We start from the raw sequence: 26,944 nt of genomic DNA, 5'->3' as shown, positions 1-26,944 counted from the left end.
GAGGTCGTCACCCCGGAGACGCAGCAGGGCCGGTCCCCCCATGCGGGAGGACCGGCCCTGTGGTCGGAAGCGGGAACCTACTGGTTCTGGTTCTCGCCCCGGTAGAACTCGAAGACCCATCCGAAGATGCCGATCAGGATGATCGGGGCGGCCCAGAACATCAGCCACCAGCCGAAGATCACGCCCAGGAAGGCGAGCGCGCCACCGAGCGCCAGCGAGAGCGGCTGCCAGCTGTGCGGGGCGAAGAAGCCCAGCTCGCCGGCGTCGTCCGCGACCTCGGCCTCGGGGTTGTCACCCGCGCCGCTGTCCACCCGGCGGGCGGTGAAGGCGAGGTAGTACCCGATGAAGGCACACAGACCGAAGGCGAGGAACAGCGCGGTGGTACCGGCGGCCTCCAGGCCCGGGCCGCCCGCGTTGTTGGTCCACAGGCCGTACGTGATGGCCATCGCCAGCACGAAGACCGACAGGCCAAGGAAGATCTTTCCCTGTTCCTTCATCAGGCGTCACCCTCCTGCTTGCCCTTGCCCAGCTTCGGGGCGTCGTACTTCGCCGGGGTCACACCGGCGAGGTGCTTGGCCGGCTCGCCGTGGTTCTCCAGGTAGTCCAGCGCGGCGATCTCCGGGTGGTGGAGGTCGAAGGCCGGGGATTCGGAGCGGATCCGGGGCAGGGTGAGGAAGTTGTGCCGCGGCGGCGGGCAGGAGGTCGCCCACTCCAGGGAGCGGCCGAAGCCCCACGGGTCGTCCACGGCGACCTTCTCGCCGTACTTGGCGGTCTTCCAGACGTTGTAGAGGAACGGCAGGATCGACAGGCCGAGCACGAAGGAGCCGATGGTCGAGACGGTGTTCAGGGTGGTGAAGCCGTCCGAGGCCAGGTAGTCGGCGTAACGGCGGGGCATGCCCTCCGCGCCGAGCCAGTGCTGCACCAGGAAGGTGGTGTGGAAGCCGAAGAACAGCGTCCAGAAGGTGATCTTGCCGAGGCGCTCGTCCAGCATCTTGCCGGTCATCTTCGGCCACCAGAAGTGGAAGCCGGCGAACATCGCGAACACGACGGTGCCGAAGACCACGTAGTGGAAGTGCGCGACGACGAAGTACGAGTCCGAGACGTGGAAGTCGATCGGCGGCGAGGCCAGCAGGACACCCGTCAGACCACCGAAGAGGAAGGTGACCAGGAAGCCGACCGTCCAGAGCATCGGCGTCTCGAAGCTCAGCGAGCCCTTCCACATGGTGCCGACCCAGTTGAAGAACTTCACACCGGTCGGGACCGCGATCAGGAAGGTCATGAAGGAGAAGAACGGCAGCAGCACCTGTCCGGTGACGTACATGTGGTGCGCCCACACCGTCACGGACAGACCGGCGATCGCGATGGTGGCCGCGATCAGACCGGAGTAACCGAACATCGGCTTGCGGCTGAAGACCGGGATGATCTCCGACACGATGCCGAAGAACGGCAGCGCGATGATGTACACCTCGGGGTGGCCGAAGAACCAGAACAGGTGCTGCCACAGCATCGCCCCGCCGTTGGCGGGATCGAAGACGTGTGCCCCGAACTTGCGGTCCGCCTCCAGGGCGAACAGCGCGGCGGCCAGCACCGGGAAGGCCAGCAGGACCAGCACCGAGGTCAGCAGGACGTTCCAGACGAAGATCGACATCCGGAACATCGTCATGCCCGGGGCGCGCATGCAGATGATCGTGGTGATGAAGTTGACCGCACCGAGGATCGTGCCGAAGCCGGAGAAGGCCAGACCCATGATCCACATGTCGCCGCCGACGCCGGGCGAGTGCACCGCGTCCGACAGCGGGGAGTAGGCGAACCAGCCGAAGTCGGCGGCGCCGTTCGGGGTCAGGAAGCCGCAGACCGCGATGCTCGAACCGAAGAGGTACAGCCAGTACGCGAACATGTTCAGACGCGGGAAGGCCACGTCCGGGGAGCCGATCTGCAGCGGCATGATCCAGTTCGCGAAGCCCGCGAACAGCGGCGTCGCGAACATCAGCAGCATGATCGTGCCGTGCATCGTGAACGCCTGGTTGAACTGCTCGTTCGACAGGATCTGGGTCCCGGGACGAGCCAGCTCGGCACGCATGACCAGGGCGAGGATGCCACCGATCAGGAAGAAGGCGAACGACGTGCCCAGGTACAGGGTGCCGATCGTCTTGTGGTCAGTGGTGGTCAGCCACTTGATGATGGTCGAACCCGGCTTCCGGGTCCGCTGCGCCCCGACCGTGACGGCCTCGGCGCCCCCGCCGGCCGCGGCGGGCTCGTTGAGGATGGTCACTTCGCTTCACTTCCCATGGTGATGACGCCGGAGGGCACCGCGCCGTTCTGGCCCTTGGCACGAAGGTCTGCCAGGTGCTTGTCGTAGTCGGCGCGATCGACGACCTTGACGTTGAACAGCATGCGCGAGTGGTCGACGCCGCAGAGCTCGGCGCACTTGCCCCTGTACTCGCCCTTGACGGTCGGGGTGACCTCGAACTTGTTCACCACGCCCGGCACGACGTCCATCTTCATCATGAAGTTGACGGGCCAGAAGTCGTGGATGACGTCACGAGAGGTGAGCCGGAACTGCACCGTCTCGTTGACCGGCAGCCAGAGCGTCGGAGCGTCCTTCGGCGTACCGACGTCGTACGCGGCGTCCTTGTTGGCCGGGTCGGGGGTCTCGGTGTTCTCGTAGTTGAACGCCCAGCTCCACTGGAAGCCGACCACGTTGACGTAGTGCTGCGGCTTCGCGGAGACCTGCGTCAGCTTCGCCTCGTCGCGGGCGACGAAGTAGAAGAGGACCGAGACGATGATGATGGGGACCGCGGTGTAGAGCGCCTCGATGGGCACGTTGTACCGGGTCTGCGGGGGGATCTCCACGCCGGTGCGCTTGCGCCGGTGGAAGATCACGCTCCAGATGATCAGACCCCACATCAGTACGCCGACCACCAGCGCCGCGATCCAGGAGCCCTGCCACATCTGAAGGACCATGGGTCCTTCCTTGGTGACGGGGCTCGGGAGGCCAAGCCTGGGGAGGTCGTTGGCCGAGCAGCCGGTGGCGGTCGCGATGACGAGGCCCAGTGCCAGCGCCTGAGGCAGCTTCCGCCGCATCGTGCGCCGCGGCGAGCGGTCGGAGCCGTTGGGACTCACGTAGCGCCTTCCCGAAGTCTCGCCCGCCTTCGCGTCGCACCGGGAGGGGAGTGTGAGCCCCTCCGGCGACCCGTCCACGGGCACGGTTTGAATGCTTATGCGGGCCAAACCCTACTCCAGCCTTATGCGCTCCTGACGGGCAGCCCCCGGTAACGCGCCGCCCGGTCGCCCGATCAGGCCCGGCAGGGGCTGCGTCGCAGGTCATCGCAGGCATTCGAGGTCCATACGCCCGATCGGGGGATGACCTCGAACAACGTGGGTGACGGCCCGTCGGTACCGGACGAAGCGGACATTCCGGGTGATCGACTGACGGCCGGTGAGCAATCCGGCCGGAGCAGCGCGCTCCCGGGTGTGTCGGCGGATGCGTGCCGTTAAATGTGACCGTGTATTTCGACGTGGCTTCGACGGCCCCCCTGCACCCCGTCGCGCGGCAGGCCCTGACCGCCGCCCTGGACGAGGGCTGGGCCGATCCGGCCCGGCTGTACCGCTCCGGCCGGCAGGCCCGGATGCTGCTGGACGCCGCCCGCGAGACGGTCGCCGCCGTCCTGGGCGCGCGGGCCGACGAGATCTCCTTCACCGCCAGCGGGACACAGGCCGTCCAGCTCGGCCTGCTGGGCGCCCTCGCCGGCAACCGGCGGCGCGGCGCGCACCTGGTGCACTCCGCGGTGGAGCACTCCAGCGTGCTGCACGTCGCCGAACGCCACGAGGCGGGCGGCGGCGAGGTCTCGGTCGCCCCCGTCGACCGCGCCGGCCGGGTCGACCCGGCGGCCTTCGGCGCCCTGCTGCGCACCGACACCGCACTGGCCGCACTGCAGAGCGCCAACCACGAGGTGGGGACCGTCCAGCCGGTCGGCGAGGTCGCCGCGCTCTGCGCCGGGGCCGGGGTGCCGCTGCTGGTGGACGCCGCCCAGAGCGCCGGACGGGTGGACGTCCCGACGGGCTGGTCGCTGCTGACCGCGAGCGCGCACAAGTGGGGCGGCCCGCCCGGCGTCGGCGTCCTCGCCGTGCGCAAGGGCGTCCGGTACGCCTCCCCGCTGCCGGCCGACGAGCGCGAGGGCGGGCGGGTGCCCGGCTACGTCAACGTTCCGGCGATCGTGGCCGCGGCCGCCTCGCTGCGCGCCGTACGGGCCGAGGCCGAACGGGAGAACGCCCGGCTGCACGCGCTGGTGGAGCGGATCCGCGGCCGGGTGCCGCAGTTGGTGCCCGAGGTGGAGGTGGTCGGCGACCCGGTGCGGCGGCTGCCGCACATCGTCACCTTCTCCTGCCTGTACGTGGACGGCGAGGTGCTGCTCACCGAGCTGGACCGGGCGGGCTTCGCGGTCTCCTCCGGCTCCTCCTGCACCTCCTCCACCCTGACGCCGAGCCATGTGCTGGCCGCGATGGGGGTCCTCACCGAGGGCAACGTCCGGGTCTCACTGCCGTACGGGACGGCCGAGGCGGACGTGGAGCGCTTCCTCGCCGTCCTCCCGGACCTGGTGGCCGGCGTCCGGGCACCCCTCGGGCTGGACCTTCCGGCGCCCGTCGGCGCCGCGGAAACCACGCCCCGAGCCGAAGGGCGCGCCGGTGCCGAAAGTGACGAGCGACAAGCGACCGACGCAGGAGGGAGTGCCGGAGCGAAGAGCGTCGGCGCCGGGTCGGAGCGCCCGAAGGCGAGCGGGGGAGTCGCCGCCACGCCCCGAGCCGAAGGGCGCGCCGGTGCCGAAAGTGACGAGCGACAAGCGACCGACGCAGGAGGGAGTGCCGGAGCGAAGAGCGTCGGCGCCGGGTCGGAGCGCCCGGAGGCGAGCGGGGGAGTCACAGTTGTCGACGCCTTGGGCAAGCGGTGTCCGCTGCCGGTGATCGAGCTGGCGAAGCGGATCGGGGAGGTGCCGGTGGGCGGCACGATCGCCGTGCTGTCGGACGACGAGGCGGCCCGGCTGGACGTCCCGGCCTGGTGCGGGATGCGCGGGCAGGAGTATGCGGGCGAGGCCCCGGCCGCCGACTACGGCGGCGACCGGGGCTCGGCCTACCTCGTGCTGCGCCGCTCCTGATCGGAGCGGACCGCGCGGAGGACTACTTGGCCAGGTGCGCGCGGATCTCCGCGGCGGCCTCGGCGCCGTAGGCGGCTTCGAAGCGCTTCAGGAAGGCGGTCGGGCGCAGCTCGTACTCCTGGGTGCCGACGGTCTCGATCACCAGGGTGGCGAGCATGCAGCCGAGCTGGGCGGCGCGCTCCAGTTCGAGCTCCCAGGACAGACCGGCCAGGAAGCCGGCCCGGAAGGCGTCGCCGACGCCGGTCGGGTCGACCTTGGCGTCCTCGACCGGGCAGCCGACCAGGATCGGGGCCTCGCCCTTGCGCTCGATCCGGACGCCCTTGCTGCCCAGGGTGGTGACCCGGGTGCCGACGCGGGTGAGCAGCTCGTCGGCGTCCCAGCCGGTCTTGGTCTCGATCAGCGCCGCCTCGTACTCGTTGGTGAACAGGTACGAGGCCCCGTCCACCAGCTCGCGGATGTCGTCGCCGTCCAGGCGGGCCAGCTGCTGGGACGGGTCGGCGGCGAAGGCGTAGCCGCGGGTGCGGCACTCCTGGGTGTGGCGGACCATGCCCTGGGGGTCGTCGGCGCCGACCAGGACGAGGTCGAGGCCGCCGACGCGGTCGGCGATCGGCTTGAGCTCGATGTTGCGGGCCTCGGCCATGGCGCCCGTGTAGAACGAGGCGATCTGGTTGTGGTCCTGGTCCGTGGTGCACATGAAGCGGGCGGTGTGCCGGGTCTCGGAGATGTGGACGGACTCGCAGTCCACGTTGTTGCGCTCCAGCCAGCTGCGGTACTCGGCGAAGTCCGCGCCGGCGGCACCCACCAGGACCGGCCGGAGCCCTAGGACGCCCATGCCGAAGGCGATGTTCGGGGCGACCCCGCCGCGGCGGATGTCCAGGGCGTCGACCAGGAACGACAGCGACACGGTGTGCAGCTGCTCGGCTACGAGCTGGTCGGCGAACCGACCGGGGAACGTCATCAGGTGGTCGGTGGCGATCGAGCCGGCGACGGCGATACGCACGGGGGTCTCCTCAAGATGGCAACAGGGCCAGCGGGCACGGACGAACCCACCCACGGTACCCGTCCGGGACGGCCCGCCAGCAAGAGTCCGGAAAGCTGCCGCACCGGTCCCACGGCCAGGGTGGCACCCCGGCCCCTCGAACGTGTACTACCTCCGGGTAGCACTGGTGGGCCCCCGGAGCCGGGCCTAGGGTCGGCCGCAGGGGTCCCGTCGGACCGGGCGGGGCCCGTCGGCGACCGTGGCGGTGCGCCACGGCTCTGGATCGGAGCGATGCCCGATGATGTCCAAGCACTCCCAGCTGACCGCCCTCCGGGCCGACGCGGACGGCGAGACCCTCGAGGCGCTGGTCAGCTCCTCCCGGCGGCTGCTCCGGTTCTGGCCCCAGGTGGCGGCCGGGCCGGAGCCGGCCGCGCCCGCGTCGGTCGGCGTCCGGGTCCCGTCCGGGGCGCAGCGACTGGTTGCCGGGATGGCCGAGTACGGCATGTGAGGGTGCGACCGGGAACCGGATCCGACCGGGGCACGTCACATCCGCGCGGAACGGCCGGGACGGCGCCGCTGAGCCCTCGGGAGGATGTGCAGATGGATCTGGAGACGATGCCCCGCCGCGGTCGGCGGGTGGTTGCCCTGACGGTCGCCGCACTGGCGGCGGTGGTGACCCTGGCCGGCTGCAACGGGGGCGGCAAGGGTTCCGGGGACTCGGCGGCGGGCACCGCGTCGGCCTCCGCGAGCTCCTCGGCCCCGGCGGGCACCTCCTCGCCGGCCCCGACGGCCTCCGGTTCGCCGTCCGAGGGGGCCGCGACGGCGAGCCCGTCGGGTCAGCCGCCGACGGGCTGGTCCCCGACCCCGGCCGAGCCCGCTCCCGGGCGGCCCTCTGCGGCGGCCACTCCCCCGGCCAACGGGATCGCGCCCGGTGAGCCGAATCCGGCCGGTACCGGGACGGCCAACCCCAATGTGCGGCCGCCGGTCAGCTACCGGTTGGACGGCAGCAACAAGCTGACCGTCTACTTCTTCGGCGGGGTCTGCACCACGTACGCGGTGAAGGCGGACGAGTCGCAGCAGGGCCAGGTGGGCGTCACGGTCGTGCCCGGGCCGCCGACCGTCCAGCCCGGACACGTCTGCACCGCGATGGCCAAGCGGCAGGCCGTCTCCGTCGACCTGCGCTCGCCGCTGGCCGGGCGGACGGTGGTGGACCGGACGAGCGGCCAGGAGGTGCCGCTGGAGGGCGACCCGCACGCGGGCCTGGACCCGGTGACCCCGGACGGCGCGGCGCGCTAGTAGTACCGCTGGAACGCGAGAGGCGGCCCCCGGGGAGTCCCGGGGGCCGCCTCACCGCTGCTCGCTCAGTGGGCCTTCGAGGGCTTAGCTGAAGGAGTCGCCGCAGGCGCAGGAGCCGGTGGCGTTCGGGTTGTCGATCGTGAAGCCCTGCTTCTCGATGGTGTCGACGAAGTCGACGGTGGCGCCGCCCAGGTAAGGGGCGCTCATGCGGTCGGTGACGACCTTGACGCCGCCGAAGTCCTTCACCACGTCGCCGTCGAGCGAGCGCTCGTCGAAGAACAGCTGGTAACGCAGGCCGGAGCAGCCACCGGGCTGGACGGCGACGCGCAGCGCGAGGTCCTCGCGGCCTTCCTGCTCCAGCAGGGCCTTGACCTTTGCCGCGGCGGCATCGGTGAGGAGGATGCCACTCTCGACGGTGGTCTCGTCCTGGACGGTCATCTGCTTTCTCCCGGTCTTTGACGACGGTCTGCCGCCAGTGCCAACCAACGGCCGCCCGGTTTCAATTCCCGGACGGCGATGGAATTCTCGGCCTGTTCGACGGCGGATCTTCCGTGGGCCGGGTGTGCCACCCGTGTCCCCATACGCTTCCCATGCTCGCACAACCGGGGAGGACGGGTCACCGCGCACGTCATGGATCCGGGTGAACGGGCCCCGCGGCCGCGCCCCGGACGCCAGGATGGTCGGCATGATCCTTCGCCAGGTCAGGGACACCGCAGCGGACGCGGAGCTCGTCTCGGAGCTGTCCCTCGCCGCGTTCGCCGCACCGTCCGACGACCCCGCGCGGCCGCCGGCGCCGACGCCGCTGCAGCTGGCCAGGACCAGGCACCTGGCGCGCACCGATCCCGGCGGCTGCTGGCTGGCGGAGAGCGGCGGGCACGCGGTCGGGGTGGTGCTGTCGATGCGCCGCGAGGGCCTGTGGACGCCCTCGCTGTTCGCGGTCCGCCCGTCCGCACAGGGCCAGGGGATCGGACGACTGCTGTTCGAGCGGGCGCTGGCCCACGCCCGGGGCTGCCTGCGCGGGATGGTCTGCGCCGGCGACTCCCCGGCGGCGGCCCGCCGCTACCGGCTGGCCGGGTTCACCCTGCACCCGGCGATGCGGCTGACCGGCCGGGTCGGCCGGGAGGGGCTGACCGACCCGGGCGACATCCCGGTGCACCCGGGCAACGCCCGCCACCTGCACCTGCTGGACTCGGTGGACCGCCGGTTGCGCGGGTCCGCGCACGGGCCCGACCACGAGCTGATGCTCGGGCACTTCGAGGAGCTCCTGGTCGCCGACGCGCTGGCCGGCAGCGGCTACTGCTACCGGGACGGCGCCACGGTGCGGCTGCTGGCGGCGACCAGCAAGCGGATCGGGGCCCGGCTGCTGCGCGAGGCGCTGGCCCGGGTGCCGGACGGGGCCGAGGCGCGGGTGGAGTACCTGACCGCCGAGCAGGAGTGGGCGCTGGACGTCGGGCTGGAGGTCGGGCTGACGCCGGAGACCAGCGGCTTCGTCGGCGTGCGCGGGATGCGCCCGCCGGCCCCGTACCTGCCGAGCGGGGCGTTCCTGTAGCGCGGACGGCCGGCGCGTACGGCTGAGAACGCCTACGGCTGAGAACGCGTACGGCCCCCGACCGGAGGACCGGTGGGGGCCGTACGGACGGCGGGGCCTCGATCAGGCCATGGTGTCCAGGATCTCCCTGACCATCTCCATGGTCGTGCCCGGGTGCAGGAAGGCGAAGCGGGCGACCGTCTCGCCGTCCCAGCCGGTCGGGGTGACGAAGCCGATCTGGTCCGCGAGCAGCTGCTGCGACCAGCGGTAGTAGTCGTCGTTGGTCCAGCCGGTGCGCTTGAAGCAGACGGCGGAGAGCTGCGGGTCGAACAGCAGCTCCAGGTGCTCGGTGTCGCGGATCAGCTGGGCGGTGTCCCGGGCCAGCTGGAGGCCGGTCTCGATGGCGTCGGTGTAGGCCTGGACGCCGTGGACGGCCAGCGAGAACCAGAGCGGCAGGCCGCGGGCGCGCCGGGTCAGGTGGTAGGCGTAGTCGGTGGGGTTCCACTCGTCGCCCTCGGTGTGCAGGACGTCCAGGTAGGAGGCGTCCTGGGTGTGCACGGCACGGGCGAGCTGCGGGTTGCGGTAGATCAGCGCGGCGCAGTCGAAGGGGGCGAACAGCCACTTGTGCGGGTCGACCACGAAGGAGTCGGCGTGCTCGATGCCGTTGTAGCGCTCGCGCACCGAGGGGGCGAACAGGCCCGCGCCGCCGTAGGCGCCGTCCACGTGGAACCACAGGTCGCGCTCGCGGGCGACCTCGGCCAGACCGGCCAGGTCGTCGACGATGCCCTCGTTGGTGGTGCCGGCGGTGCCGACGACGGCGATCACCGTCTCCGGGTGGGGGTCGGCGGCCAGGGCGGCGCGCAGCGCCTCGCCGGTGAACCGGCGGTTCACGGTCGGGACCTTGAAGGCCTCGACGCCGATGATGTTGAAGGTGTTCTTGACCGAGGAGTGCACCTGGTCGGCGACGGCTATCCGCAGCCGGGCCTCCGGGCCGACGCCGAGGCGGCGGCGGGCGGTGTCGCGGGCGACCACCAGGGCGGAGAGGTTGCCCGCCGAGCCGCCGGAGACGAAGCAGCCGCCGGCCGAGGCGGGCAGTCCGGCCCGGTCGGCGATCAGGCGCAGCACCTGGTTCTCCGCGGCGATGGCGCCGGCCGCCTCCAGCCAGGAGATGCCCTGGAGCGAGGCGCAGGAGACGACCATGTCGAACAGCAGCGCGGCCTTGGTCGGGGCGCACGGGATGAAGGACAGGTAGCGGGGGCTGTCGGCGGAGATGACCGCGCGGGACAGCTCGTGGTCGTACAGCTTGAGCACGTCGGCCGGGTCGTTGCCGTCCTGGTTGAGCAGGCCGGACAGCTGGGTGCGCAGGTGCTCGCCGTCACCGGGGTGGTCGAGCGGGACGGGGTCGTACTGCAGCCGCTCCCGCATGTAGTCGAAAACCAGGTCGACCAGTTCGTTGTCGGGCCGGTGCATGCGGTCGGGTGCTGCGGACACTGCTGTCCCTCTCGGCTGTGGGTGTCGGGGGGATCCGGTCCGCGGGACGCCTCACCGCGCTGACCGGACGTGATCAGCGTAGGCAGCGGCGGTGCTCCGCCGCGCGTCCGAACGCGGCTGGTCAGGCAGGTTTCGGGCGTCTTCGGACGGGTCCGCGCAGGATTCCTGCGTTCCCTCTTCCGCGGGGTCAGCCGATCAGCTGGGAGAGGACCACCGAGGAGCGGCTGCGCTGGACGCCGGGCTCGCGCCGGATGCGCTCGATGACGGCCTCCAGGTGGCGCATGTCGGCGGCCCGCAGGTGGACCAGGGCGTCCGGGTCGCCGGTGACCGTCCAGGCTGCGACCACCTCGGGGAACTGGCGCAGACTGGCGAGGATCTCCTCGGGGGCGGTGCGCTCGCGGCAGTAGACCTCGACGAACGCCTCGGTCTGCCAGCCGAGCACGGCCGGGTCGAGCACCACGGTGAAGCCCCGCACCACGCCGCGCGCCCGGAGCCGGTCGATCCGGCGGCGCACGGCGGTGGCGGAGAGGTTCACCTGGAGACCGATCTCCGCGTAGGAGGCGCGGCCGTCGCTGCCGAGGCGGGCGAGGAGCTGCCGGTCGGTCTCGTCCAGGTCGGCCCCGATCACCTCGTGCGCTCGGCTGCTGCTCATCGGTGCGGGGCTCCACGGGTCGTGCGGGGGGCGAGGGCGTCCCGGCGGCCGGTGTTGCCACCGCCGCTGCCGAAACGGTTCGCCACCCATTCTGGCGGATGACCTGAACGAGTTCACCGCCGACGGATGACGGCTGGGCAGCGGTCAGCCCACCAGGAGGACGATCTTCCCCCTCGTGCGGCCCTCGGCGCTGAGGGCCTGGGCGGAGGCCGCCTGGGCCAGCGGGAAGGTGGAGGCGACGGTGACGGTGAGCCGGCCGTCGTCGGCGAGGGCGGCGAGTTCCGCCAGTCCCGCCGCGTCCGGGCGGACCCAGACGTAATGACCGCCGAGCGCCTTGACCCCGAAGTCGGTGATCGAGGCGATCCGGCCCGGGTCGGCCACCAGGTCCGCGGAGACCTGGACGGCGCCGCGGCCGACCAGGTCGAGGGCCGCGTCCACGCCGTCCGGGGCGAGCGCCCGGACCCGCTCGGCCAGGCCCTCGCCGTACGTCACCGGCTCGGCGCCAAGGCCGCGCAGGTAGTCGTGGTTGCGCTCGCCCGCCGTGCCGATCACCCGGGCACCGCGGGCCCGGGCGATCTGGACGGCCAGGTGACCGACCCCGCCGGCCGCGGCGTGCACCAGCACCGTGTCCCCCGCCCCGACCCGCAGGGCGTTCAGGCTCTGCAGCGCGGTGAGCCCGGCCAGCGGCAGGCCGCCGGACTGCGCCCAGTCCAGCGCGGTGGGGCGGCGGGCCAGGGTACGGACCGGGGCGGAGACCAGTTCGGCGTAGGTGCCGTGCTCGACGGAGTCCTTGCGGACGTAGCCGCACACCTCGTCGCCGGGGGCGAACTCCGTCACCCCGCCGCCCACGGCGCGGACCACGCCCGCCACGTCCCAGCCCATGACCAGGGGGAAGTGCGCGTCCAGCAGGCCGTCCAGGGCGCCGTCCCGGATCTTCCAGTCCACCGGGTTCACCCCGGCCGCCCGGACCTGCACCAGTACGGAGTCGGGCCCGACCTTGGGGTCCGGCAGGTCGGTGTACTCGACCACGTCGGGGCCGCCGTAGCGGTTGATCGCGATTGCTTTCATGGGCTCAGCCATACCCGGGGGCTTCGAAACATCGATTCGGCCCCGCGCGGCACCCCCGAGATGGCCTATCCGGCTCCACCGGGGGTCCGTTTCGTCGAGCGGTTCTCGTCACATCGACAGGATGGCCATCGTCACTCTGACGCTAAGCGGTTAGAATAGATAGCGTCAGATAGACGAAAAGGCCCCACCGCTAGCTCGGCCGCACAGAAGGGCACCCGCCCGTGACCACCACCATCACCGAGACCTACGGCGTCGACCCCGCTCCGACGCCGCTCGCTCTGCTGCTGCTCGGCCGGGAGGCCGACCCGAACAGCGAGCGCGGCGTCGAGTGCCCGGGTGACCTCCCCCCGGCCTCCGACCCGGACCTGGTCGAGCGCGCCCGGGCGGCCAAGGCCGCGCTCGGCGACCGCGTCTTCATCCTCGGCCACCACTACCAGCGCGACGAGGTCATCGAGTTCGCCGACGTCACCGGCGACTCCTTCAAGCTCGCCCGCGACGCCGCGGCCCGCCCCGAGGCCGAGTACATCGTCTTCTGCGGCGTGCACTTCATGGCCGAGTCCGCGGACATCCTCACCAGCGAGCGGCAGCAGGTCGTGCTGCCCGACCTCGCGGCCGGCTGTTCGATGGCCGACATGGCCACCGCCGAGCAGGTCGCCGAGTGCTGGGACGTGCTGACCGACGCCGGCATAGCCGACGTGACCGTCCCGGTCTCGTACATGAACTCCTCCGCCGACATCAAGGCCTTCACCGGCAAGCACGGCGGCACCATCTGCACCTCCTCCAACGCCCAGCGCGCCCTGGAGTGGGCCTTCGAGCAGGGCCAGAAGGTGCTCTTCCTGCCCGACCAGCACCTCGGCCGCAACACCGCCGTGCGGGACATGGGCTTCTCCCTGGACGACTGCGTCCTCTACAACCCGCACAGGCCCAACGGCGGCCTGACCGCCGAGCAGCTGCGGGACGCCAAGATGATCCTCTGGCGCGGCCACTGCTCGGTGCACGGCCGGTTCAGCCTGGACTCGGTCAACGACGTCCGCGAGCGGATCCCCGGCGTGACCGTCCTGGTGCACCCCGAGTGCAAGCACGAGGTCGTCAGCGCCGCCGACATGGTGGGCTCGACCGAGTACATCATCAAGGCCCTGGACGCCGCCGAGCCCGGCTCCAAGTGGGCCATCGGCACCGAGCTGAACCTGGTCCGCCGGCTGGCCAAGGCCCACCCGGACAAGGAGATCGTCTTCCTGGACCGCACGGTCTGCTTCTGCTCGACCATGAACCGGATCGACCTGCCGCACCTGGTCTGGGCGCTGGAGTCGCTGGTCGAGGGCCGGGTGCCGAACGTGATCACCGTCGACCCGGAGACCGAGAAGTACGCCAAGGCCGCGCTGGACCGGATGCTGGCCCTGCCGTAGTCCGTCCGCGCCGCGCGCCGGACGCGCACCGCGCGAACGAAGGGCGGGTCCCCTCCCACCGGAGGGGACCCGCCCTTTCGTCTGGCAGCGGCCGCGGGGCCTAGTCGTACTCGGGGAACCCCGGGATCACGCCCTCGCCCTCGGAGAGCAGCAGGGCCCGGACCTCGTCGAGGCTCGCGTCGGCACTCGGCAGGATCAGCTCGGACGGCTCCAGCGAGTCGTCCGGCAGCAGGGTGCCGTACTGCTTCACGGCGCCCAGCAGCTTCCCGTAGGCCTGGCGGAAGTTCTCCTCGTCGCCCGACTCCACCGCGGTGAGCAGCTCGTCGTCGAGCTGGTTGAGCAGGTTCAGGTGGTCCTCGCCCACCTCGTACTGCCCCTCACCCATGACCCTCATGATCATGCCGTGCGTCTCCCTGGTCCTCGTGGGGGTCGAGCTGAGATCACTTGTTGTAGTTGATGCGCGGGGTGTCCTGCGAGTGCGAGTCCTGCGGCTGCTGGGCCGGCTTGCCCTGCTCGATCGCGGCCGGACCGGCGGCGGGGCCACCCGACAGCTCGGCCTTCATCCGGGCCAGCTCCAGCTCGACGTCGGAACCGCCGGCCACCCGCTCCAGCTCGGCCTCGATGTCGTCCTTGCGGCCGAGACCGCTGGCGTCGTCGAGCGCGCCGGAGGCCAGCAGCTCGTCGATCGCGCCCGCCCGGGCCTGCATCTGCGCCGTCTTGTCCTCGGCGCGCTGGATGGCCAGGCCGACGTCGCCCATCTCCTCCGAGATGCCGGAGAAGGACTCGGCGATGCGGGTCTGCGCCTGCGCGGCGGTGTAGGTCGCCTTGATGGTCTCCTTCTTGGTGCGGAAGGCGTCCACCTTGGCCTGGAGGCGCTGGGAGGCGAGGGTGAGCTTCTCCTCCTCGGCCTGCAGCTGCTGGTACTGCGTCTCCAGATCGTTGATCTGGGACTGCATGTTGGCCTTGCGGGTCAGCGCCTCGCGCGCGAGGTCCTCGCGGCCGAGGGACAGCGCCTTGCGGCCCTGGTCCTCGTACTTCGCGGACTGCTGCTGGAGCTGGGTCAGCTGGAGTTCCAGGCGCTTGCGCGAGGTCGCGACGTCCGCGACGCCACGCCGTACCTTCTGCAGCAGCTCGAGCTGCTTCTGGTAGGAGTAGTCGAGCGTCTCACGCGGATCCTCCGCCCGATCCAAGGCCTTGTTCGCCTTGGAGCGGAAGATCAGCCCCATACGCTTCATGATTCCGTCGCTCATGGGCCTCGGGTGCCCCCTTCTCCGGCCTGCGGTCTTAATCTCGTTACCAGACACGACGAGTGTATGTGCAGCGAGCCCGTCGCCGCAGTGCACCTGCCTGCAACAAGACTGCTACAGCGACCAGCGGCAGATCCTCATCCCCCGGGTGGATCCGCCTCTCATCCTCCCCATAGTCCATCCGACTGATCCCCTACGGGAAGGGGCCGGGAACCCCGGGTCGGGACCCGGTCGGACGGATCGATATGCGTTTGGGTCCGAGGGGACCCGTGGTCGCCCCGCCGCACCCCGTACGCTGGGGGTGTGTTCCGACGCCGTTCAGATGATGCCGCTGCCTCCGCCACCGTGCTGGAGAAGCAGGACGAGACGCCCCAGGCCCGCCACCCGCAGGCCAAGAAGGGCCGCCCCACCCCCAAGCGCAGCGAGGCCGAGGCCAACCGGCGTACCCGGGTCACGGTGCCCAAGGACCGCAAGGAGGCCTCCCGCCAGGCCCGCGACCGGATGCGGACCGAACGCGAGAAGCAGCGCCAGGCGCTGATCGACGGCGACGAGCGCCACCTGCCGGCCCGTGACAAGGGCCCGGTGCGCAAGTTCGCCCGCGACTACGTGGACTCCCGCTGGTCGCTCGCCGAGTTCTTCCTGCCGGCCGCCGTGGTCATCCTGGTGCTGAGCATCATCAAGGTGCCCACCCTGCAGCTGCTGTCCACGCTGCTGTTCCTGCTGTTCTTCGTCCTGGTGATCCTGGACTTCGTGCGCCTCGGCTTCGGCCTGCGCAAGCAGCTGGGCGAGCGCTTCGCCGGGCAGAACACCCGCGGTGTGGTCGCTTACGGCATCATGCGCACCCTGCAGATGCGCCGGCTGCGCCTGCCCAAGCCGCAGGTGCGGCGCGGGGAGAAGCCCTGACCGCCGAACCGGTGGACTCCGGCTGGGCCCCGCCGTCCTGGGAGGGGCCCGGCCTCTACGCCGTGCCCGGGCAGGGGGGCACTCTCCCCGGCCAGGGCGACGGCGGTCACGACCGGCTCGGCCAGGAACGCCGGCTGCCCTCCCGCAGCGGCTCCTTCGCCGGCGGCACCGGCGCCTGGCTGGACCGGCTCGGCGGACTGCGCAACTTCGTCCGGCAGGAGCTCGTCTCCCGGCAGCTCGCCGAACAGCTGGCCGGACGCACCGCGCAGCGCGTCCTCGACATCGGCTGCGGGCAGGGCACCCAGGCCCTGCGGCTGGCCCGGGCCGGGCACTACGTCACCGGGATCGACTCCGACCCGGTCGCGCTCGGCGTCGCCCAGGGGGCGCTCGCCGAGGAGCCGCCCGAGGTGCGCGGCCGGATGCAACTGCTCAGCGGCGACGGCCACCAGTGCGGGCGCTGGTTCGGCCCGCGCAGCTTCGACGTGGTGCTCTGCCACGGCGTCCTGATGTACCTGCCCGACCCGGATCCGATGATCGCCTCGCTGGCCCGGCTGCTGGCGCCCGGCGGCCTGCTCTCACTGCTGGTCCGCAACCGCGACGCGCTCGCGCTGCGGCCCGCCGCCACCGGGGACTGGCGGGCCGCCCTGCACGCCTTCGAGAGCGACCGCTACTACAACCGGCTCGGGCTGGCCGCCCGCGCCGACCGGCTCGCCGACCTGTCCGTCACCCTCTCCGAGGTGTCGGTGCCGCTGCGGCGCTGGTTCGGCGTCCGGGTCTTCACCGACAACGCCCCCGACGACGCCGCCCCGCCGGTGGACGGGCGCCAGCTGGCACAGCTGCTGGAAGCCGAGGACCGGGCCGGCCGCACCGACCCGTACCGGCAGGTCGCGGCGCTGCTGCACGTGATCGGCGCGAAGTAGCACCGGGAGCCCGGCGCCCGGGGGCTCAGCCCTCGTGCAGGCTCATCGCGTAGACCTTGGCACCGTCCTCCAGCAGGACCGCGGTGTCCACGCCCTCCTCGGCGAGCTGCTTCCAGGTCTCCCCGATCCAGGTCTCGGCGTCGCCCTGGCCGGCGAACTCCTCCTGGCCGAGGCTCGACGTCACCGCGCTGCCGTCCGCCTTCTCGTACCGCCACGTCCAGACCATGCCCGGCTCCTCCCGCACTGACGCTGCCTTGTGTGCTGCGCACCCTAGGGTGCGTCCGGCGATTCCCGCCAGACGCACCCTGAGCTTCCCCCGCCCGATCTTCCGTATGCCTGTCCGGCAGGATGGTCGCCATGGCGACCCACCCCCCGCTCCCCCGCACGCTGCTGCTCGGCGGCGCGCGCTCCGGCAAGTCCACCCGCGCCGAGCAGCTGCTCGCCGACCGGCCGGACGTCCTGTACGTGGCCACCGGCGGCACCCGGGACGGCGACGCCGAGTGGGCCCAGCGGATCGCGCTGCACCGGGACCGCCGACCGGCGAGCTGGCGCACCGTCGAGACCTGCGAGCTGGAGGCCGTGCTCGCCGACACCGCCGACCCGGCGCCGGTGCTCATCGACTGCCTGGCGCTGTGGCTGACCTCCGTGATGGACGACTGCGGTGCCTGGGTCGACGAGGCGTGGGCGAACGGGGCCGAGGCCGCGGTGCAGCGGCGCTGCGCGGCGCTGGCGCAGGCGTGGGCGGCCACCGGGCGGACGGTCGTCGCGGTGAGCAACGAGGTCGGCATGGGCGTCGTCCCCGCCACCGCCGCCGGGCGGCGCTTCCGCGACACCCTGGGCCGGCTCAACATGGCCGTGGCGGACGCCTCGGAACGGGTGCTCCTGGTCGTCGCGGGGCAGGTTCTGACGGTCAAGCCCAGCCCGCACACCTGCGGCGTGTAGCCTTCCGAACGATGGACACGACCGTGGATCTCGATACGTTCTCCTCGCTCGTCGAGCGCCCCGACGACAGCGCCCGGCGCGCCGCCGACGAACGCTGGCAGGAGGCCGGGCGGCCGCGCGGCGGCCTCGGCAAGCTGGAGGAGTTGGGCAGCTGGCTCTCGTCCGTGCAGGGGCGATCCCCCGTACGACCGGTCTCGGCGCCCAAGGTGCTGCTGTTCGCCGCCGACCACGGTGTCGCCGCGCTCGGGGTCTCCCGGCTGCCCGCCCAGGGCGGCACCGCGGCCCGGGTGCGGGCGGTGCTCGACGGCAGCGCGCCGGTCGCCCGACTGGCCGCGCGCTACGGCGCGGACCTGCGGGTGGTCGACGTCGCGGTGGACTCCGACCCCGCGGACTTCCCGGACGAGGTGGTCGCCCACCGGATCCGGCGCGGCTCCGGCCGGATCGACATCGAGGACGCGCTCACCCCGGAGGAGACCGTACGGGCCTTCCGGGCCGGCATGGCCGTGGCCGACGAGGAGGCCGACTCAGGCACCGACCTGGTGCTGCTCGGCGACATCGGGGTCGGCTCCACGACGGTCGCCGCCGTCCTGGTCGGCGCACTGTGCGGAACGGACGCCGCCGCGGTCTGCGGACGCGGCTCGGGCATCGACGACCGGGTGTGGATGGTCAAGTGCGCCACCATCCGGGACTCGCTGCGGCGAGCCCGGCCGGTGCTCGGCGACCAGCTGGCGCTGCTCGGCGCGACCGGCGGAGCGGACTTCGCCGCCATCACCGGGTTCCTGCTGCAGGCGGCCGTCCGACGGCTGCCGGTGGTGCTCGACGGCGTGGTCTCCTCGGCGTGCGCGCTGGTCGCCCAGCGGATCGCCTTCCGGGCGCCGGAGTGGTGGCGGGCCGGGCAGTCCAGCGGCGAGCCGGCACAGGCGAAGGCGTACGACCGGCTGACCCTGACGCCCCTGCAGGACCAGGGGATCACCGTGGGCGAGGGCGTCGGCGCGGTGCTCGCGCTGCCGCTGCTCCAGGCGGCGGGCGACGCGCTCGCGGAGGAGGCGCCGCGGCCGTTCGTGCCGGCGGCACCGAAGGAGCAGCCGAAGCTGCCCTCGGCGGCCGACCTGCTGCGGAGGCTGTAGCGGCCGGGGGCCGGACGGTCCGGCAGCCCGGTACGGGCGGTCGGCCCCGGCCCGTGGACTTGCGCCCCGCGCAGTTCCCCGCGCCCCTTCCGGGGCGCGGGGATTTCGCTTGTTCGGGGAGGGTGGGCCGAGGGTCGGTGCAGGGTGCGGGGTTCTGCTTGGTCGGGGGCACGGGGTTCTCGGTCCTGGGGTTCGGTGTGGTGAAGGAGTGGGAGTGATGGCCGGCGGCGGCGAGCGGGCGACGTGGGGTGAGGGGCTGCGGTTCGCGTTCGGGACGCTGTCGGTGCTGCGGGTACGGGTGGAGCGGTGGGACCGGGCGGCGGGGGGCCGGGCGATGACGGCGGCTCCGGTGGTCGGGGTCGTCCTGGGCGGGATCGCGTCCGGGGTCGGGTCGTTGGTGGCCTGGCGGGCGGGCGGGCTGCTGGCGGCGGTGGCGGCGGTGGGGGCCCTGGCCGCGCTGACCAGGGGCCTGCACCTGGACGGTCTGGCGGACGTCGCCGACGGGCTGGGCAGCGGCAAGCCGGCCGAGGACGCGCTGCGGATCATGAAGCAGTCCGACATCGGGCCGTTCGGTGTCCTGACCCTGCTGCTGGTGCTGCTGGCGCAGGTCGCCGCGCTGGCCGGGCAGTTCGGGCACTCGGTGCCGCGCGGCGCGCTCGCGGTGCTCGCCTCGGCGGTGGCCGCCCGGTGCGCGCTCGCCTGGGGCTGTCTGCGGTCGGTGCCGGCCGCGCGCCCGGGCGGGCTCGGGGCGATGGTGGCGGGCACCGTACCGCCCGTCGGGGCCGCCGCGGGGACGGCCCTCGCGGCGCTCGCCCTGGCCGCGGGCGGATCGTTCGACGGATGGTCAGTCCTGCGCCTCCCGCTGGCCGTTGTGTTCGGCGTCGGCTGCGCTCGACTGCTGCTCGGACGGTGTGAGCGCCGGTTCGGCGGGATCACCGGGGACGTGCTCGGCGCGATGGCGGAGACCGCCGCGACGGGGACGCTGTTCGCCCTGGCGTTGCTGGGCTGACACCGGGCGGCGCGTGATCCCACCATGCGGACTACCATGCCTGGAGCACCGCAGCCCTGCACCGTGGCAGGTCCTGCCCGCCCGGCGCGCACCGAGGAGCCGGGGCCTCTGGTGTGCGCGGCCGCTGTCGGCGGGCGCGCGCGCCAGGGGGCCCGGAACCGCAGGGGGCCCGCCGGGCGGACGGCCTGCGACGGCGGGCTGCGCCGGTGCGGCAGTCACGCCGCGACCGGCCGTGGACCGCGAAAGAACAGGACGCATTACGTGACTGCATTGTCTGTGAGCACCTCCTCCGCCGCCTCGCTGCGCGCGGACGCCCTGGTGGTCGGTGTCGCCAAGGGCCCCAAGGGCATCGTGCTGGCCCCCGGCGCCGAGGCCGTGAACGAGGCGTTCGACGGCAAGCTGGCCGAGGTCCTCGGCACCCTGGGCGCGACCGGCGCCGAGGGCGAGACCGTCAAGGTGGCCTCCCCCGCCGGCCTGAAGGCCGCGCTCGTGCTGGCGGTCGGCCTCGGCGAGGCGGCCGAGGCCGGTTACGAGCTGGAGGCGCTGCGCCGCACCGCCGGTGTCGCCGCTCGCGCCCTGGCTGGCGTCAAGAAGGCCGCGCTGGCCCTGCCGGCCGAGTCTGCGGAGGAGGTCGAGGCGGTCGCGCTGGGCGGCCTGCTCGGCTCGTACGTCTTCGGCACCTACAAGGGCAACGGCAACGGCAAGGAGCCGGTCGGCGAGCTGGTCGTGCTGACCGTCCGCAAGGGCAGCAAGGACGCCAAGGCCGCCGTGGAGCGGGCCGCCGCGATCGGCGAGGAGATGAACCGCGCCCGCGACCTGGTCAACACCGCCCCGAACGACCTGACCCCGAAGAGCTTCGCCGCGATCGCCCAGGCGGCCGGCAAGGAGCACGGCCTCAAGGTCGAGGTGCTGGACGAGAAGGCGCTGACCAAGGGCGGCTTCGGCGGTCTGCTGGGCGTCGGCAACGGCTCGGCCAACCCGCCGCGGCTGGTGAAGGTGGCCTACACCCACCCGAAGGCGAAGGCCTCGCTGGCCTTCGTCGGCAAGGGCATCACCTACGACTCGGGCGGCATCTCGCTGAAGCCGGCCGGCCACAACGAGACCATGAAGTGCGACATGGCCGGTGCCGCCGCCGTGTTCGCCGCCGTGGTGGCCGCCAAGCGCCTGGGCCTGGCCGTCAACGTGACCGCCTGGCTGGCGCTGGCCGAGAACATGCCGTCCGGCTCGGCCACCCGCCCGGGTGACGTGCTGCGCATGTACGGCGGCAAGACCGTCGAGGTCCTGAACACGGACGCCGAGGGCCGCCTGGTGCTGGCCGACGCGATCGTGAAGGCCGGCGAGGACAACCCGGACGTCATCGTCGATGTGGCGACCCTGACCGGCGCCATGGTGCTGGCCCTGGGCACCCGCACCTTCGGCGTGATGGCCAACAGCGACGAGCTGCGCGAGAACCTGCACGCGCTCGCGGGCGAGGTCGGCGAGCAGTCCTGGCCGATGCCGCTGCCGGCCGAGCTCAAGAAGGGCATGACCGACTCGACCATCGCCGACCTGGCCAACATGGGCGAGCGGATGGGCGGCGGCCTGGTGGCCGGCCTGTTCCTGCAGGAGTTCGTCGCCGAGGGCATCGACTGGGCGCACCTGGACATCGCCGGCCCGGCGTTCCACGAGAGCGCGCCGTTCGGTTACACCCCGAAGGGCGGCACCGCGAGCGCGGTGCGCACCCTGGTCCGCTTCGCGGAGCAGACCGCGGCCAACGGCAAGGCCTGATCCGCAGGCCCGATCCGCAAGCCCCGACGGGGGCCCGGCGCACCACGCGCCGGGCCCCCGTCGGCGTTCCCGCGCGGGTTACCTGCGAGTAGGCAGGAGCGGCCCACCGCACGCCTGTTCGCCACGGGCGAAACTTTGTTCCGCACTGCGGAAGAGGCGGCCGGGAGCCGCGCGGAAGACGCCCGTCCGGCGGCTGTCAACACCGCATTGAGCTGCGATGATGCCCTTCCGTGGGGGGTCTTCCCGCCCCCGTGACCACTCCTCGGGACGCCCCTGGGGTGGACCCGGACATCAGCCACCGCGAACAAGTGCGAAGATGTATTTCCGGCACGACTGGGCGCCCCACAAGGGCTTCCGACCCACCGGACCGCGACCGGCCCGGCGACCCACCCCATTGCATGGAGGACGTGACGTGGCGAACGACGCCAGCACCGTTTTCGACGTAGTCATTCTCGGAGGCGGAAGCGGCGGTTACGCCGCGGCGCTCCGCGCCGCTCAGCTGGGTCTGAGCGTCGCCCTGGTCGAGAAGGGTGAGCTGGGCGGCACCTGCCTGCACCGCGGCTGCATCCCGACCAAGGCCCTGCTGCACGCCGCCGAGATCGCGGACGAGACGAAGGAGGCCGCCGAGTTCGGCGTTCTGGCCACCTTCCAGGGCATCGACATCAACGGCGTCCACAAGTACAAGGACGACGTGATCGCCGGCCTGTACAAGGGCCTGCAGGGCCTGGTGGCCTCCCGCAAGGTGACCTTCGTCCAGGGCGAGGGCAAGCTCTCCTCGCAGACCTCGGTGGACGTGAACGGCCAGCGCATCGAAGGCCGCCACATCGTGCTGGCCACCGGTTCGGTGCCGCGCTCGATCCCGGGCCTGGAGATCGACGGCAACCGTGTGATCTCCTCCGACCACGCCCTCAAGCTCGACCGGATCCCGAAGTCGGCCGTCATCCTGGGCGGCGGCGTCATCGGCGTCGAGTTCGCCTCGGTCTGGAAGTCCTTCGGCGTCGACGTCACCATCGTCGAGGCGCTGCCGCACCTCGTCCCGCTGGAGGACGAGAACTCCTCCAAGCTGCTGGAGCGCGCCTTCCGCAAGCGCGGCATCAAGTTCGAGCTGAAGGCCCGCTTCTCGGGCGTCGAGTACACCGAGGCCGGTGTCCGCGTCTCCACCGAGAACGGCAAGCAGATCGACGCCGACCTGCTGCTCGTCGCCATCGGCCGCGGCCCGGTCTCGGCCGGCCTCGGCTACGAGGAGAACGGCGTCGCCATGGACCGCGGCTACGTCCTGGTCGACGAGTACATGCGCACCAACGTGCCCACCATCTCGGCCGTCGGCGACCTCGCCCCGACCCTGCAGCTCGCCCACGTCGGCTTCGCGGAGGGCATCCTGGTCGCCGAGCGCCTGGCCGGCCTCAAGCCGGTGCCGATCGACTACGACGGCGTCCCGCGCGTGACCTACTCCAACCCGGAGGTCGCCTCCGTCGGCATCTCCGAGGCCAAGGCCGTCGAGCTGTACGGCAAGGAGAAGGTCGTCACCCTGAAGTACAACCTGGCCGGCAACGGCAAGAGCAAGATCCTGAAGACCGCCGGCGAGATCAAGCTCGTCCAGGTCAAGGACGGCGCCGTGGTCGGCGTCCACATGGTCGGCGCCCGCATGGGCGAGCAGGTCGGCGAAGCCCAGCTGATCTACAACTGGGAGGCCCTGCCGGCCGAGGTCGCGCAGCTCATCCACGCCCACCCGACCCAGTCCGAGGCCCTGGGCGAGGCGCACCTGGCGCTGGCCGGCAAGCCGCTGCACGCGCACGACTGATCGCGCCCACCACCCCCCGTTTCCAGTACTTCCCGTACGCAAGACTTGATAGGAGTCGCTGAAACCATGGCGGTCTCAGTAACACTGCCCGCGCTGGGCGAGAGCGTTTCCGAGGGCACTGTCACCCGTTGGCTGAAGGCCGAGGGTGAGCGTGTCGAGGTCGACGAGCCGCTGCTCGAGGTGTCGACCGACAAGGTCGACACCGAGATCCCGGCCCCGGCTTCCGGCATCCTCTCCTCGATCAAGGTCGGCGAGGACGAGACCGTCGAGGTCGGCGCCGAGCTGGCGATCATCGACGACGGCTCGGGCGCCCCGGCCGCTGCCGCCGCCCCGGCTGCCGAGGCCGCTCCGGCCCCGGTTGCCGCTCCGGCCCCCGCCGCCGAGGCCCCGGCTGCTCCGGCTGCCGCCCCGGCCGCGCCGGCTGCTGCTCCGGCCGCTCCGGCCGGCGACGCCACCCCGGTGCTGCTGCCCGCCCTGGGCGAGTCGGTCACCGAGGGCACCGTCACCCGCTGGCTGAAGGCCGAGGGTGAGACGGTCGAGGTCGACGAGCCGCTGCTGGAGGTCTCCACCGACAAGGTCGACACCGAGATCCCGTCGCCGGTCGCCGGTGTCGTCGTCAAGATCCTGGTCGGCGAGGACGAGACCGCCGAGGTCGGCGCCCAGCTCGCGCTGATCGGTGCCCCGGGTGCCGCCGCTGCCGCTCCGGCCCCGGCTGCCGCTCCGGCTCCGGCCGCTGCCCCGGCCCCCGCCGCTGCCCCGGCCCCGGCCGCCCCGGCTCCGGCTCCGGCTCCGGCTCCGGTTGCCGCTGCTCCGGTTGCCGCTGCTCCGGCTCCGGCCGCCGCCCCGGCCCCGGCCCCGGCCCCCGCCGCCGCCCCGGCCGCCCCGGTGGCCGACAGCGGTGACGCCTACGTCACCCCGCTGGTGCGCAAGCTCGCCGCCGAGCACGGTGTCGAGCTGTCCTCCGTCGCCGGCACCGGCGTCGGCGGCCGCATCCGCAAGCAGGACGTCATCGCCGCCGCGGAGGCCGCCAAGGCCGCCCCGGCCCCGGCCGCCGCTGCCGCCCCGGCCGCTGCGCCGAAGGCCGCCGCCGCGCCGTCCGCCCTGCGCGGCCAGACGGTCAAGATGACCCGCATGCGCAAGGTCATCGGCGACAACATGATGAAGGCCCTGCACGAGCAGGCGCAGCTGACCAGCGTGGTCGAGGTGGACGTCACCAAGATCATGTCGCTGCGCGCCAAGGCCAAGGACGGCTTCCTCGCCCGCGAGGGCGTCAAGCTCTCCCCGATGCCGTTCTTCGTCAAGGCCGCCGCCCAGGCGCTGAAGGTCCACGCGGTCGTCAACGCGCGGATCAACGAGGCCGAGGGCACCATCACCTACTTCGACTCCGAGAACATCGGCATCGCCGTGGACTCCGAGAAGGGTCTGATGACCCCGGTCATCAAGGGTGCGGGCGACCTCAACATCGCCGGCATCTCGAAGAAGACCGCCGAGCTGGCCGCCAAGGTCCGCGACAGCAAGATCACCCCGGACGAGCTGTCCGGTGCCACCTTCACCATCAGCAACACCGGCTCGCGCGGTGCGCTGTTCGACACCGTGATCGTGCCGCCGAACCAGGCCGCCATCCTGGGCATCGGCGCCACCGTCAAGCGCCCGGTGGTCATCGAGGCCGACGGCGGCACCGCCATCGGCATCCGTGACATGACCTACCTGTCGCTCTCCTACGACCACCGCCTGGTGGACGGCGCCGACGCCGCCCGCTACCTGGTCGCGGTCAAGGAGATCCTGGAGGCCGGCGAGTTCGAGGTCGAGCTCGGCCTGTGAGGCAGCACGGCTGAACACAGCCGTACGCAACCCCGCGTCGTCCCCGGACGACGCGGGGTTCCGCCGTTCCGGGGTGCGCTTTCCGCCGGGTCATGGCATGCGCGGAGGCGGCGGAACAGGGATGCTGGAGCGGTGATGGACGAGACCGACTTCTGGCAGATCATCGACGACACCTGGGAGGCCGCCGCCGGCGATCCCGACGAGCAGGCCGAGCGGCTGGTGGAGCGCCTCGTCCAGCTGACCCCGGACGACGTGATCGACTTCGCCCGGCTGTTCGAGGCCAGGTTCCAGCGCGCCTACCGCCACGACCTGTGGGGGGCGGCCCACCTGCTGCTGGACGGCGCCTCCGAGGAGACCTTCGACTACTTCCGCTGCTGGCTGATCGGCCAGGGCCGGGAGGTCTTCGAGGGCGGGCTGGCCGAACCCGACGACCTGGCGGACCTGCTGCCGGAGTTCGACGAGGAGGAGGACGGCGAGGCCGAGGACCTCGGCTACGCCGCCGACGAGGCGTACGAGCAGCTGACCGGCCTTCCGCTGCCGGACGTGGGCGGGCGGCAGGCGGGCCGGCCGTCCGGGACCCCGCTGGACTTCGAGGACCCGGACGTCATGGCGAAGCGCTTCCCCAAGCTCTGGGAGCGCTACGGGGACCAGTAGCGGTCAGGTGCTGCTGCCGGAGGAGCTGTCCTGCTTGATGCCCTTGAGGATCTGGTCCAGCACGGAGGCGTCCGGCGCGGCCGGGTCGTCGTCCACGCCGCCCTCGAAGACCACGTAGCCGCCGCCCTTGGCCGGGACGGCGGCCAGCAGCACGTAGCCCTGGGTGCCGTCCGAGGTGCGCACGTGCCAGCGGGTGGCGTAGCCGAGCACACCGGCGACGCTGACGTAGCCGGAGCCGGAGTCGGTGTGGGAGGAGATCCCGCTGAAGATCGTCCCGGCGTAGGCCGGCATCGCGGCGTCGGCGGCGCCCTTGGGGGTGTCGCCCTGGACGGTGTCCTTCTCGATCGAGAACTGGCCGCGGATGCAGGAGTTGCCGTCGGCGCAGGTGTAGCGGCCGCTGCCGAGGTAGACCGTGGAGTGCGCGGAGTTGGCCGCCGCGTCCCAGCCGTCGAACACCGGGACGGTGATCGCGTGCTGCGGGTCCGGCACGGTGCTCTTGAGGGTCGGGACGGGCTTGGAGGTCGGGCTGGGCCGGGTCGGGGTGGGGCGCGGCGAGGGGCTGTCGCTCTGGGTGACGGTGACCGTGGGGTTCGGGGTGGGGCCCGCCTTCGGGTCCCCGCCGTTGCTGAGCACCAGCCCGGCGATGATCCCGCCCACCACCAGCACGGCGACGGCGATGCCGACGATCACACCGGTCCTGCTCCGGCCAGGGCCGGCCGGCGGCGGGTAGCCGTAGGCCGCGCCCGGGTAGGCCTCCTGGCCGGGGTACGGCGACTGGCCCGGGTACGGTGTCTGGCCGGGGTAGCCGTAACCGGGGCCCTGGGCCGCGTCCTGGCCGGGGTAGCCGTAACCGGGGGCGGGTGAGCCGCTCTGCGCCGGGTAGCCGTAGCCGGGCTGCTGCTGGTGCTGCGGGGTGGAGGGCTGCCAGGTCTGGGTCGGCGCGTCGGCGACCTGTCCGGCGCCGCCCTGGAGCGGCCGGACCTCGCTGGTCCAGGCGTTGCCGTCCCACCAGCGCTCGTGACCGGGCGCGCCGTCCGCACCGGGGACCGGGTACCACCCGGGAGGCGTCGAGTTGCTCACGGGCGTACGGTACCCGGCGGCGTGCCGCTCCAGACAGGGCGGGTACGTCACGACTCTGCAGCACCCGCCCTGATGCGGTGTCAGGTCGTTCGGGGCGGAT

General features: G+C 72.4%; 25 protein-coding genes and 1 pseudogene. 14 read left to right on the top strand and 12 right to left on the bottom strand.

Going from position 1 to position 26,944, the window contains the following annotated elements; genetic code table 11:
• Positions 1 to 77: 77 nt before the first annotated feature.
• The 3 genes from BOQ63_RS31275 to ctaC are packed head-to-tail and all read right to left on the bottom strand — an operon-like array spanning position 78 to position 3,123.
• On the bottom strand, positions 78 to 497 hold the full coding sequence (locus BOQ63_RS31275; protein ID WP_030282759.1) for a cytochrome c oxidase subunit 4: 420 nt from the start codon (positions 495 to 497) through the stop codon (positions 78 to 80).
• A complete protein-coding gene (ctaD, locus tag BOQ63_RS31270) occupies positions 497 to 2,272 on the bottom strand; it encodes an aa3-type cytochrome oxidase subunit I (protein WP_030282758.1) in 1,776 nt (591 codons plus the stop codon). The genes BOQ63_RS31275 and ctaD overlap by 1 nt, the downstream gene beginning before the upstream one ends.
• Positions 2,269 to 3,123: an aa3-type cytochrome oxidase subunit II gene (ctaC, locus tag BOQ63_RS31265; RefSeq protein WP_030282757.1), complete on the bottom strand. Its 855-nt coding sequence runs from the start codon at positions 3,121 to 3,123 to the stop codon at positions 2,269 to 2,271. The genes ctaD and ctaC overlap by 4 nt, the downstream gene beginning before the upstream one ends.
• 383 nt (positions 3,124 to 3,506) lie before the next feature.
• Between ctaC and BOQ63_RS31260 the strand changes: the two genes are divergently transcribed.
• The gene (locus BOQ63_RS31260; protein ID WP_223886087.1) at positions 3,507 to 5,153 is read left to right on the top strand and encodes a cysteine desulfurase/sulfurtransferase TusA family protein; all 1,647 of its coding nucleotides are present in this window, start codon (positions 3,507 to 3,509) and stop codon (positions 5,151 to 5,153) included.
• Positions 5,154 to 5,175: 22 nt separating this feature from the next.
• On the opposite strand, the gene BOQ63_RS31255 is transcribed toward BOQ63_RS31260, so the two are convergent.
• Complete coding sequence (locus BOQ63_RS31255) at positions 5,176 to 6,153, bottom strand: carbohydrate kinase family protein (RefSeq protein ID WP_030282754.1); 978 nt, start codon at positions 6,151 to 6,153, stop codon at positions 5,176 to 5,178.
• A 280-nt stretch (positions 6,154 to 6,433) separates the two neighbouring features.
• Between BOQ63_RS31255 and BOQ63_RS31250 the strand changes: the two genes are divergently transcribed.
• Both BOQ63_RS31250 and BOQ63_RS31245 read left to right on the top strand, forming a co-directional pair.
• Positions 6,434 to 6,640: a hypothetical protein gene (locus BOQ63_RS31250; RefSeq protein WP_143174805.1), complete on the top strand. Its 207-nt coding sequence runs from the start codon at positions 6,434 to 6,436 to the stop codon at positions 6,638 to 6,640.
• A 92-nt stretch (positions 6,641 to 6,732) separates the two neighbouring features.
• Positions 6,733 to 7,428, top strand: coding sequence for a hypothetical protein (locus BOQ63_RS31245; protein WP_072655321.1), 696 nt, complete (start codon positions 6,733 to 6,735; stop codon positions 7,426 to 7,428).
• Positions 7,429 to 7,512: 84 nt separating this feature from the next.
• Here BOQ63_RS31245 and erpA read toward each other — a convergent pair whose 3' ends face one another.
• On the bottom strand, positions 7,513 to 7,866 hold the full coding sequence (gene erpA / locus BOQ63_RS31240) for an iron-sulfur cluster insertion protein ErpA (protein ID WP_030282750.1): 354 nt from the start codon (positions 7,864 to 7,866) through the stop codon (positions 7,513 to 7,515).
• A 247-nt stretch (positions 7,867 to 8,113) separates the two neighbouring features.
• Between erpA and BOQ63_RS31235 the strand changes: the two genes are divergently transcribed.
• Entirely contained in the window at positions 8,114 to 8,977 is an 864-nt protein-coding gene (locus BOQ63_RS31235; RefSeq protein ID WP_072656395.1) for a GNAT family N-acetyltransferase, read from the top strand.
• Positions 8,978 to 9,079: 102 nt separating this feature from the next.
• Here BOQ63_RS31235 and BOQ63_RS31230 read toward each other — a convergent pair whose 3' ends face one another.
• The 3 genes from BOQ63_RS31230 to BOQ63_RS31220 form a co-directional block, all read right to left on the bottom strand.
• Complete coding sequence (locus tag BOQ63_RS31230; protein WP_094742831.1) at positions 9,080 to 10,447, bottom strand: pyridoxal phosphate-dependent decarboxylase family protein; 1,368 nt, start codon at positions 10,445 to 10,447, stop codon at positions 9,080 to 9,082.
• Between the two features lie 187 nt (positions 10,448 to 10,634).
• On the bottom strand, positions 10,635 to 11,099 hold the full coding sequence (locus BOQ63_RS31225) for an Lrp/AsnC family transcriptional regulator (RefSeq protein ID WP_046386417.1): 465 nt from the start codon (positions 11,097 to 11,099) through the stop codon (positions 10,635 to 10,637).
• 144 nt (positions 11,100 to 11,243) lie between these two features.
• Positions 11,244 to 12,167 (bottom strand): NADP-dependent oxidoreductase, encoded by a 924-nt coding sequence (locus BOQ63_RS31220; RefSeq protein ID WP_072655320.1) that lies wholly within the window; start codon positions 12,165 to 12,167, stop codon positions 11,244 to 11,246.
• Between the two features lie 221 nt (positions 12,168 to 12,388).
• On the opposite strand from BOQ63_RS31220, the gene nadA reads away from it, so the two are divergent.
• Positions 12,389 to 13,573, top strand: a complete 1,185-nt coding sequence (gene nadA / locus BOQ63_RS31215) for a quinolinate synthase NadA (protein WP_223886086.1) — start codon at positions 12,389 to 12,391, stop codon at positions 13,571 to 13,573.
• A gap of 100 nt (positions 13,574 to 13,673) precedes the next feature.
• Here the strand turns inward: nadA and pspAA are convergent, their stop codons facing one another.
• Positions 13,674 to 13,973 carry a PspA-associated protein PspAA gene (pspAA, locus tag BOQ63_RS31210; protein ID WP_030282737.1) on the bottom strand — a complete coding sequence of 100 codons (300 nt, stop codon included), beginning with the start codon at positions 13,971 to 13,973 and terminating at the stop codon, positions 13,674 to 13,676.
• Between the two features lie 40 nt (positions 13,974 to 14,013).
• Positions 14,014 to 14,808 carry a PspA/IM30 family protein gene (locus BOQ63_RS31205; RefSeq protein WP_370863292.1) on the bottom strand — a complete coding sequence of 265 codons (795 nt, stop codon included), beginning with the start codon at positions 14,806 to 14,808 and terminating at the stop codon, positions 14,014 to 14,016.
• A 315-nt stretch (positions 14,809 to 15,123) separates the two neighbouring features.
• Between BOQ63_RS31205 and BOQ63_RS31200 the strand changes: the two genes are divergently transcribed.
• Together BOQ63_RS31200 and BOQ63_RS31195 are read left to right on the top strand one after the other, a co-directional pair.
• Positions 15,124 to 15,723: a DUF3043 domain-containing protein gene (locus BOQ63_RS31200; protein WP_030282734.1), complete on the top strand. Its 600-nt coding sequence runs from the start codon at positions 15,124 to 15,126 to the stop codon at positions 15,721 to 15,723.
• Positions 15,724 to 15,902: 179 nt separating this feature from the next.
• Complete coding sequence (locus tag BOQ63_RS31195; protein WP_107488671.1) at positions 15,903 to 16,643, top strand: class I SAM-dependent methyltransferase; 741 nt, start codon at positions 15,903 to 15,905, stop codon at positions 16,641 to 16,643.
• Between the two features lie 25 nt (positions 16,644 to 16,668).
• Here the strand turns inward: BOQ63_RS31195 and BOQ63_RS31190 are convergent, their stop codons facing one another.
• A complete protein-coding gene (locus BOQ63_RS31190; RefSeq protein WP_030282729.1) occupies positions 16,669 to 16,869 on the bottom strand; it encodes a hypothetical protein in 201 nt (66 codons plus the stop codon).
• 143 nt (positions 16,870 to 17,012) lie between these two features.
• Between BOQ63_RS31190 and cobU the strand changes: the two are divergent.
• The 7 genes and pseudogenes from cobU to BOQ63_RS31155 all read left to right on the top strand — a co-directional run.
• Positions 17,013 to 17,585: pseudogene (gene cobU / locus BOQ63_RS31185) on the top strand (bifunctional adenosylcobinamide kinase/adenosylcobinamide-phosphate guanylyltransferase); the annotation flags it as partial.
• A gap of 11 nt (positions 17,586 to 17,596) precedes the next feature.
• Positions 17,597 to 18,712: a nicotinate-nucleotide--dimethylbenzimidazole phosphoribosyltransferase gene (locus tag BOQ63_RS31180; protein WP_030282724.1), complete on the top strand. Its 1,116-nt coding sequence runs from the start codon at positions 17,597 to 17,599 to the stop codon at positions 18,710 to 18,712.
• 217 nt (positions 18,713 to 18,929) lie between these two features.
• Positions 18,930 to 19,721 carry an adenosylcobinamide-GDP ribazoletransferase gene (locus BOQ63_RS31175; RefSeq protein WP_030282721.1) on the top strand — a complete coding sequence of 264 codons (792 nt, stop codon included), beginning with the start codon at positions 18,930 to 18,932 and terminating at the stop codon, positions 19,719 to 19,721.
• 261 nt (positions 19,722 to 19,982) lie between these two features.
• Positions 19,983 to 21,488, top strand: a complete 1,506-nt coding sequence (locus BOQ63_RS31170; protein WP_030282717.1) for a leucyl aminopeptidase — start codon at positions 19,983 to 19,985, stop codon at positions 21,486 to 21,488.
• A gap of 412 nt (positions 21,489 to 21,900) precedes the next feature.
• Positions 21,901 to 23,289 (top strand): dihydrolipoyl dehydrogenase, encoded by a 1,389-nt coding sequence (lpdA, locus tag BOQ63_RS31165; protein WP_030282716.1) that lies wholly within the window; start codon positions 21,901 to 21,903, stop codon positions 23,287 to 23,289.
• A gap of 66 nt (positions 23,290 to 23,355) precedes the next feature.
• Positions 23,356 to 25,110, top strand: coding sequence for a 2-oxoglutarate dehydrogenase, E2 component, dihydrolipoamide succinyltransferase (gene sucB, locus BOQ63_RS31160; RefSeq protein ID WP_150476189.1), 1,755 nt, complete (start codon positions 23,356 to 23,358; stop codon positions 25,108 to 25,110).
• A gap of 135 nt (positions 25,111 to 25,245) precedes the next feature.
• Positions 25,246 to 25,764, top strand: coding sequence for a DUF4240 domain-containing protein (locus tag BOQ63_RS31155; RefSeq protein ID WP_030282712.1), 519 nt, complete (start codon positions 25,246 to 25,248; stop codon positions 25,762 to 25,764).
• Between the two features lie 3 nt (positions 25,765 to 25,767).
• Here BOQ63_RS31155 and BOQ63_RS31150 read toward each other — a convergent pair whose 3' ends face one another.
• Positions 25,768 to 26,844 carry a DUF2510 domain-containing protein gene (locus BOQ63_RS31150; RefSeq protein WP_030549980.1) on the bottom strand — a complete coding sequence of 359 codons (1,077 nt, stop codon included), beginning with the start codon at positions 26,842 to 26,844 and terminating at the stop codon, positions 25,768 to 25,770.
• Positions 26,845 to 26,944: the final 100 nt, after the last annotated feature.

Origin of the sequence: Streptomyces viridifaciens (genome assembly GCF_001888885.2) — a bacterium.
Classification (GTDB): domain Bacteria; phylum Actinomycetota; class Actinomycetes; order Streptomycetales; family Streptomycetaceae; genus Kitasatospora; species Kitasatospora aureofaciens.
This window is presented reverse-complemented; position numbering and strand designations above follow the sequence as displayed.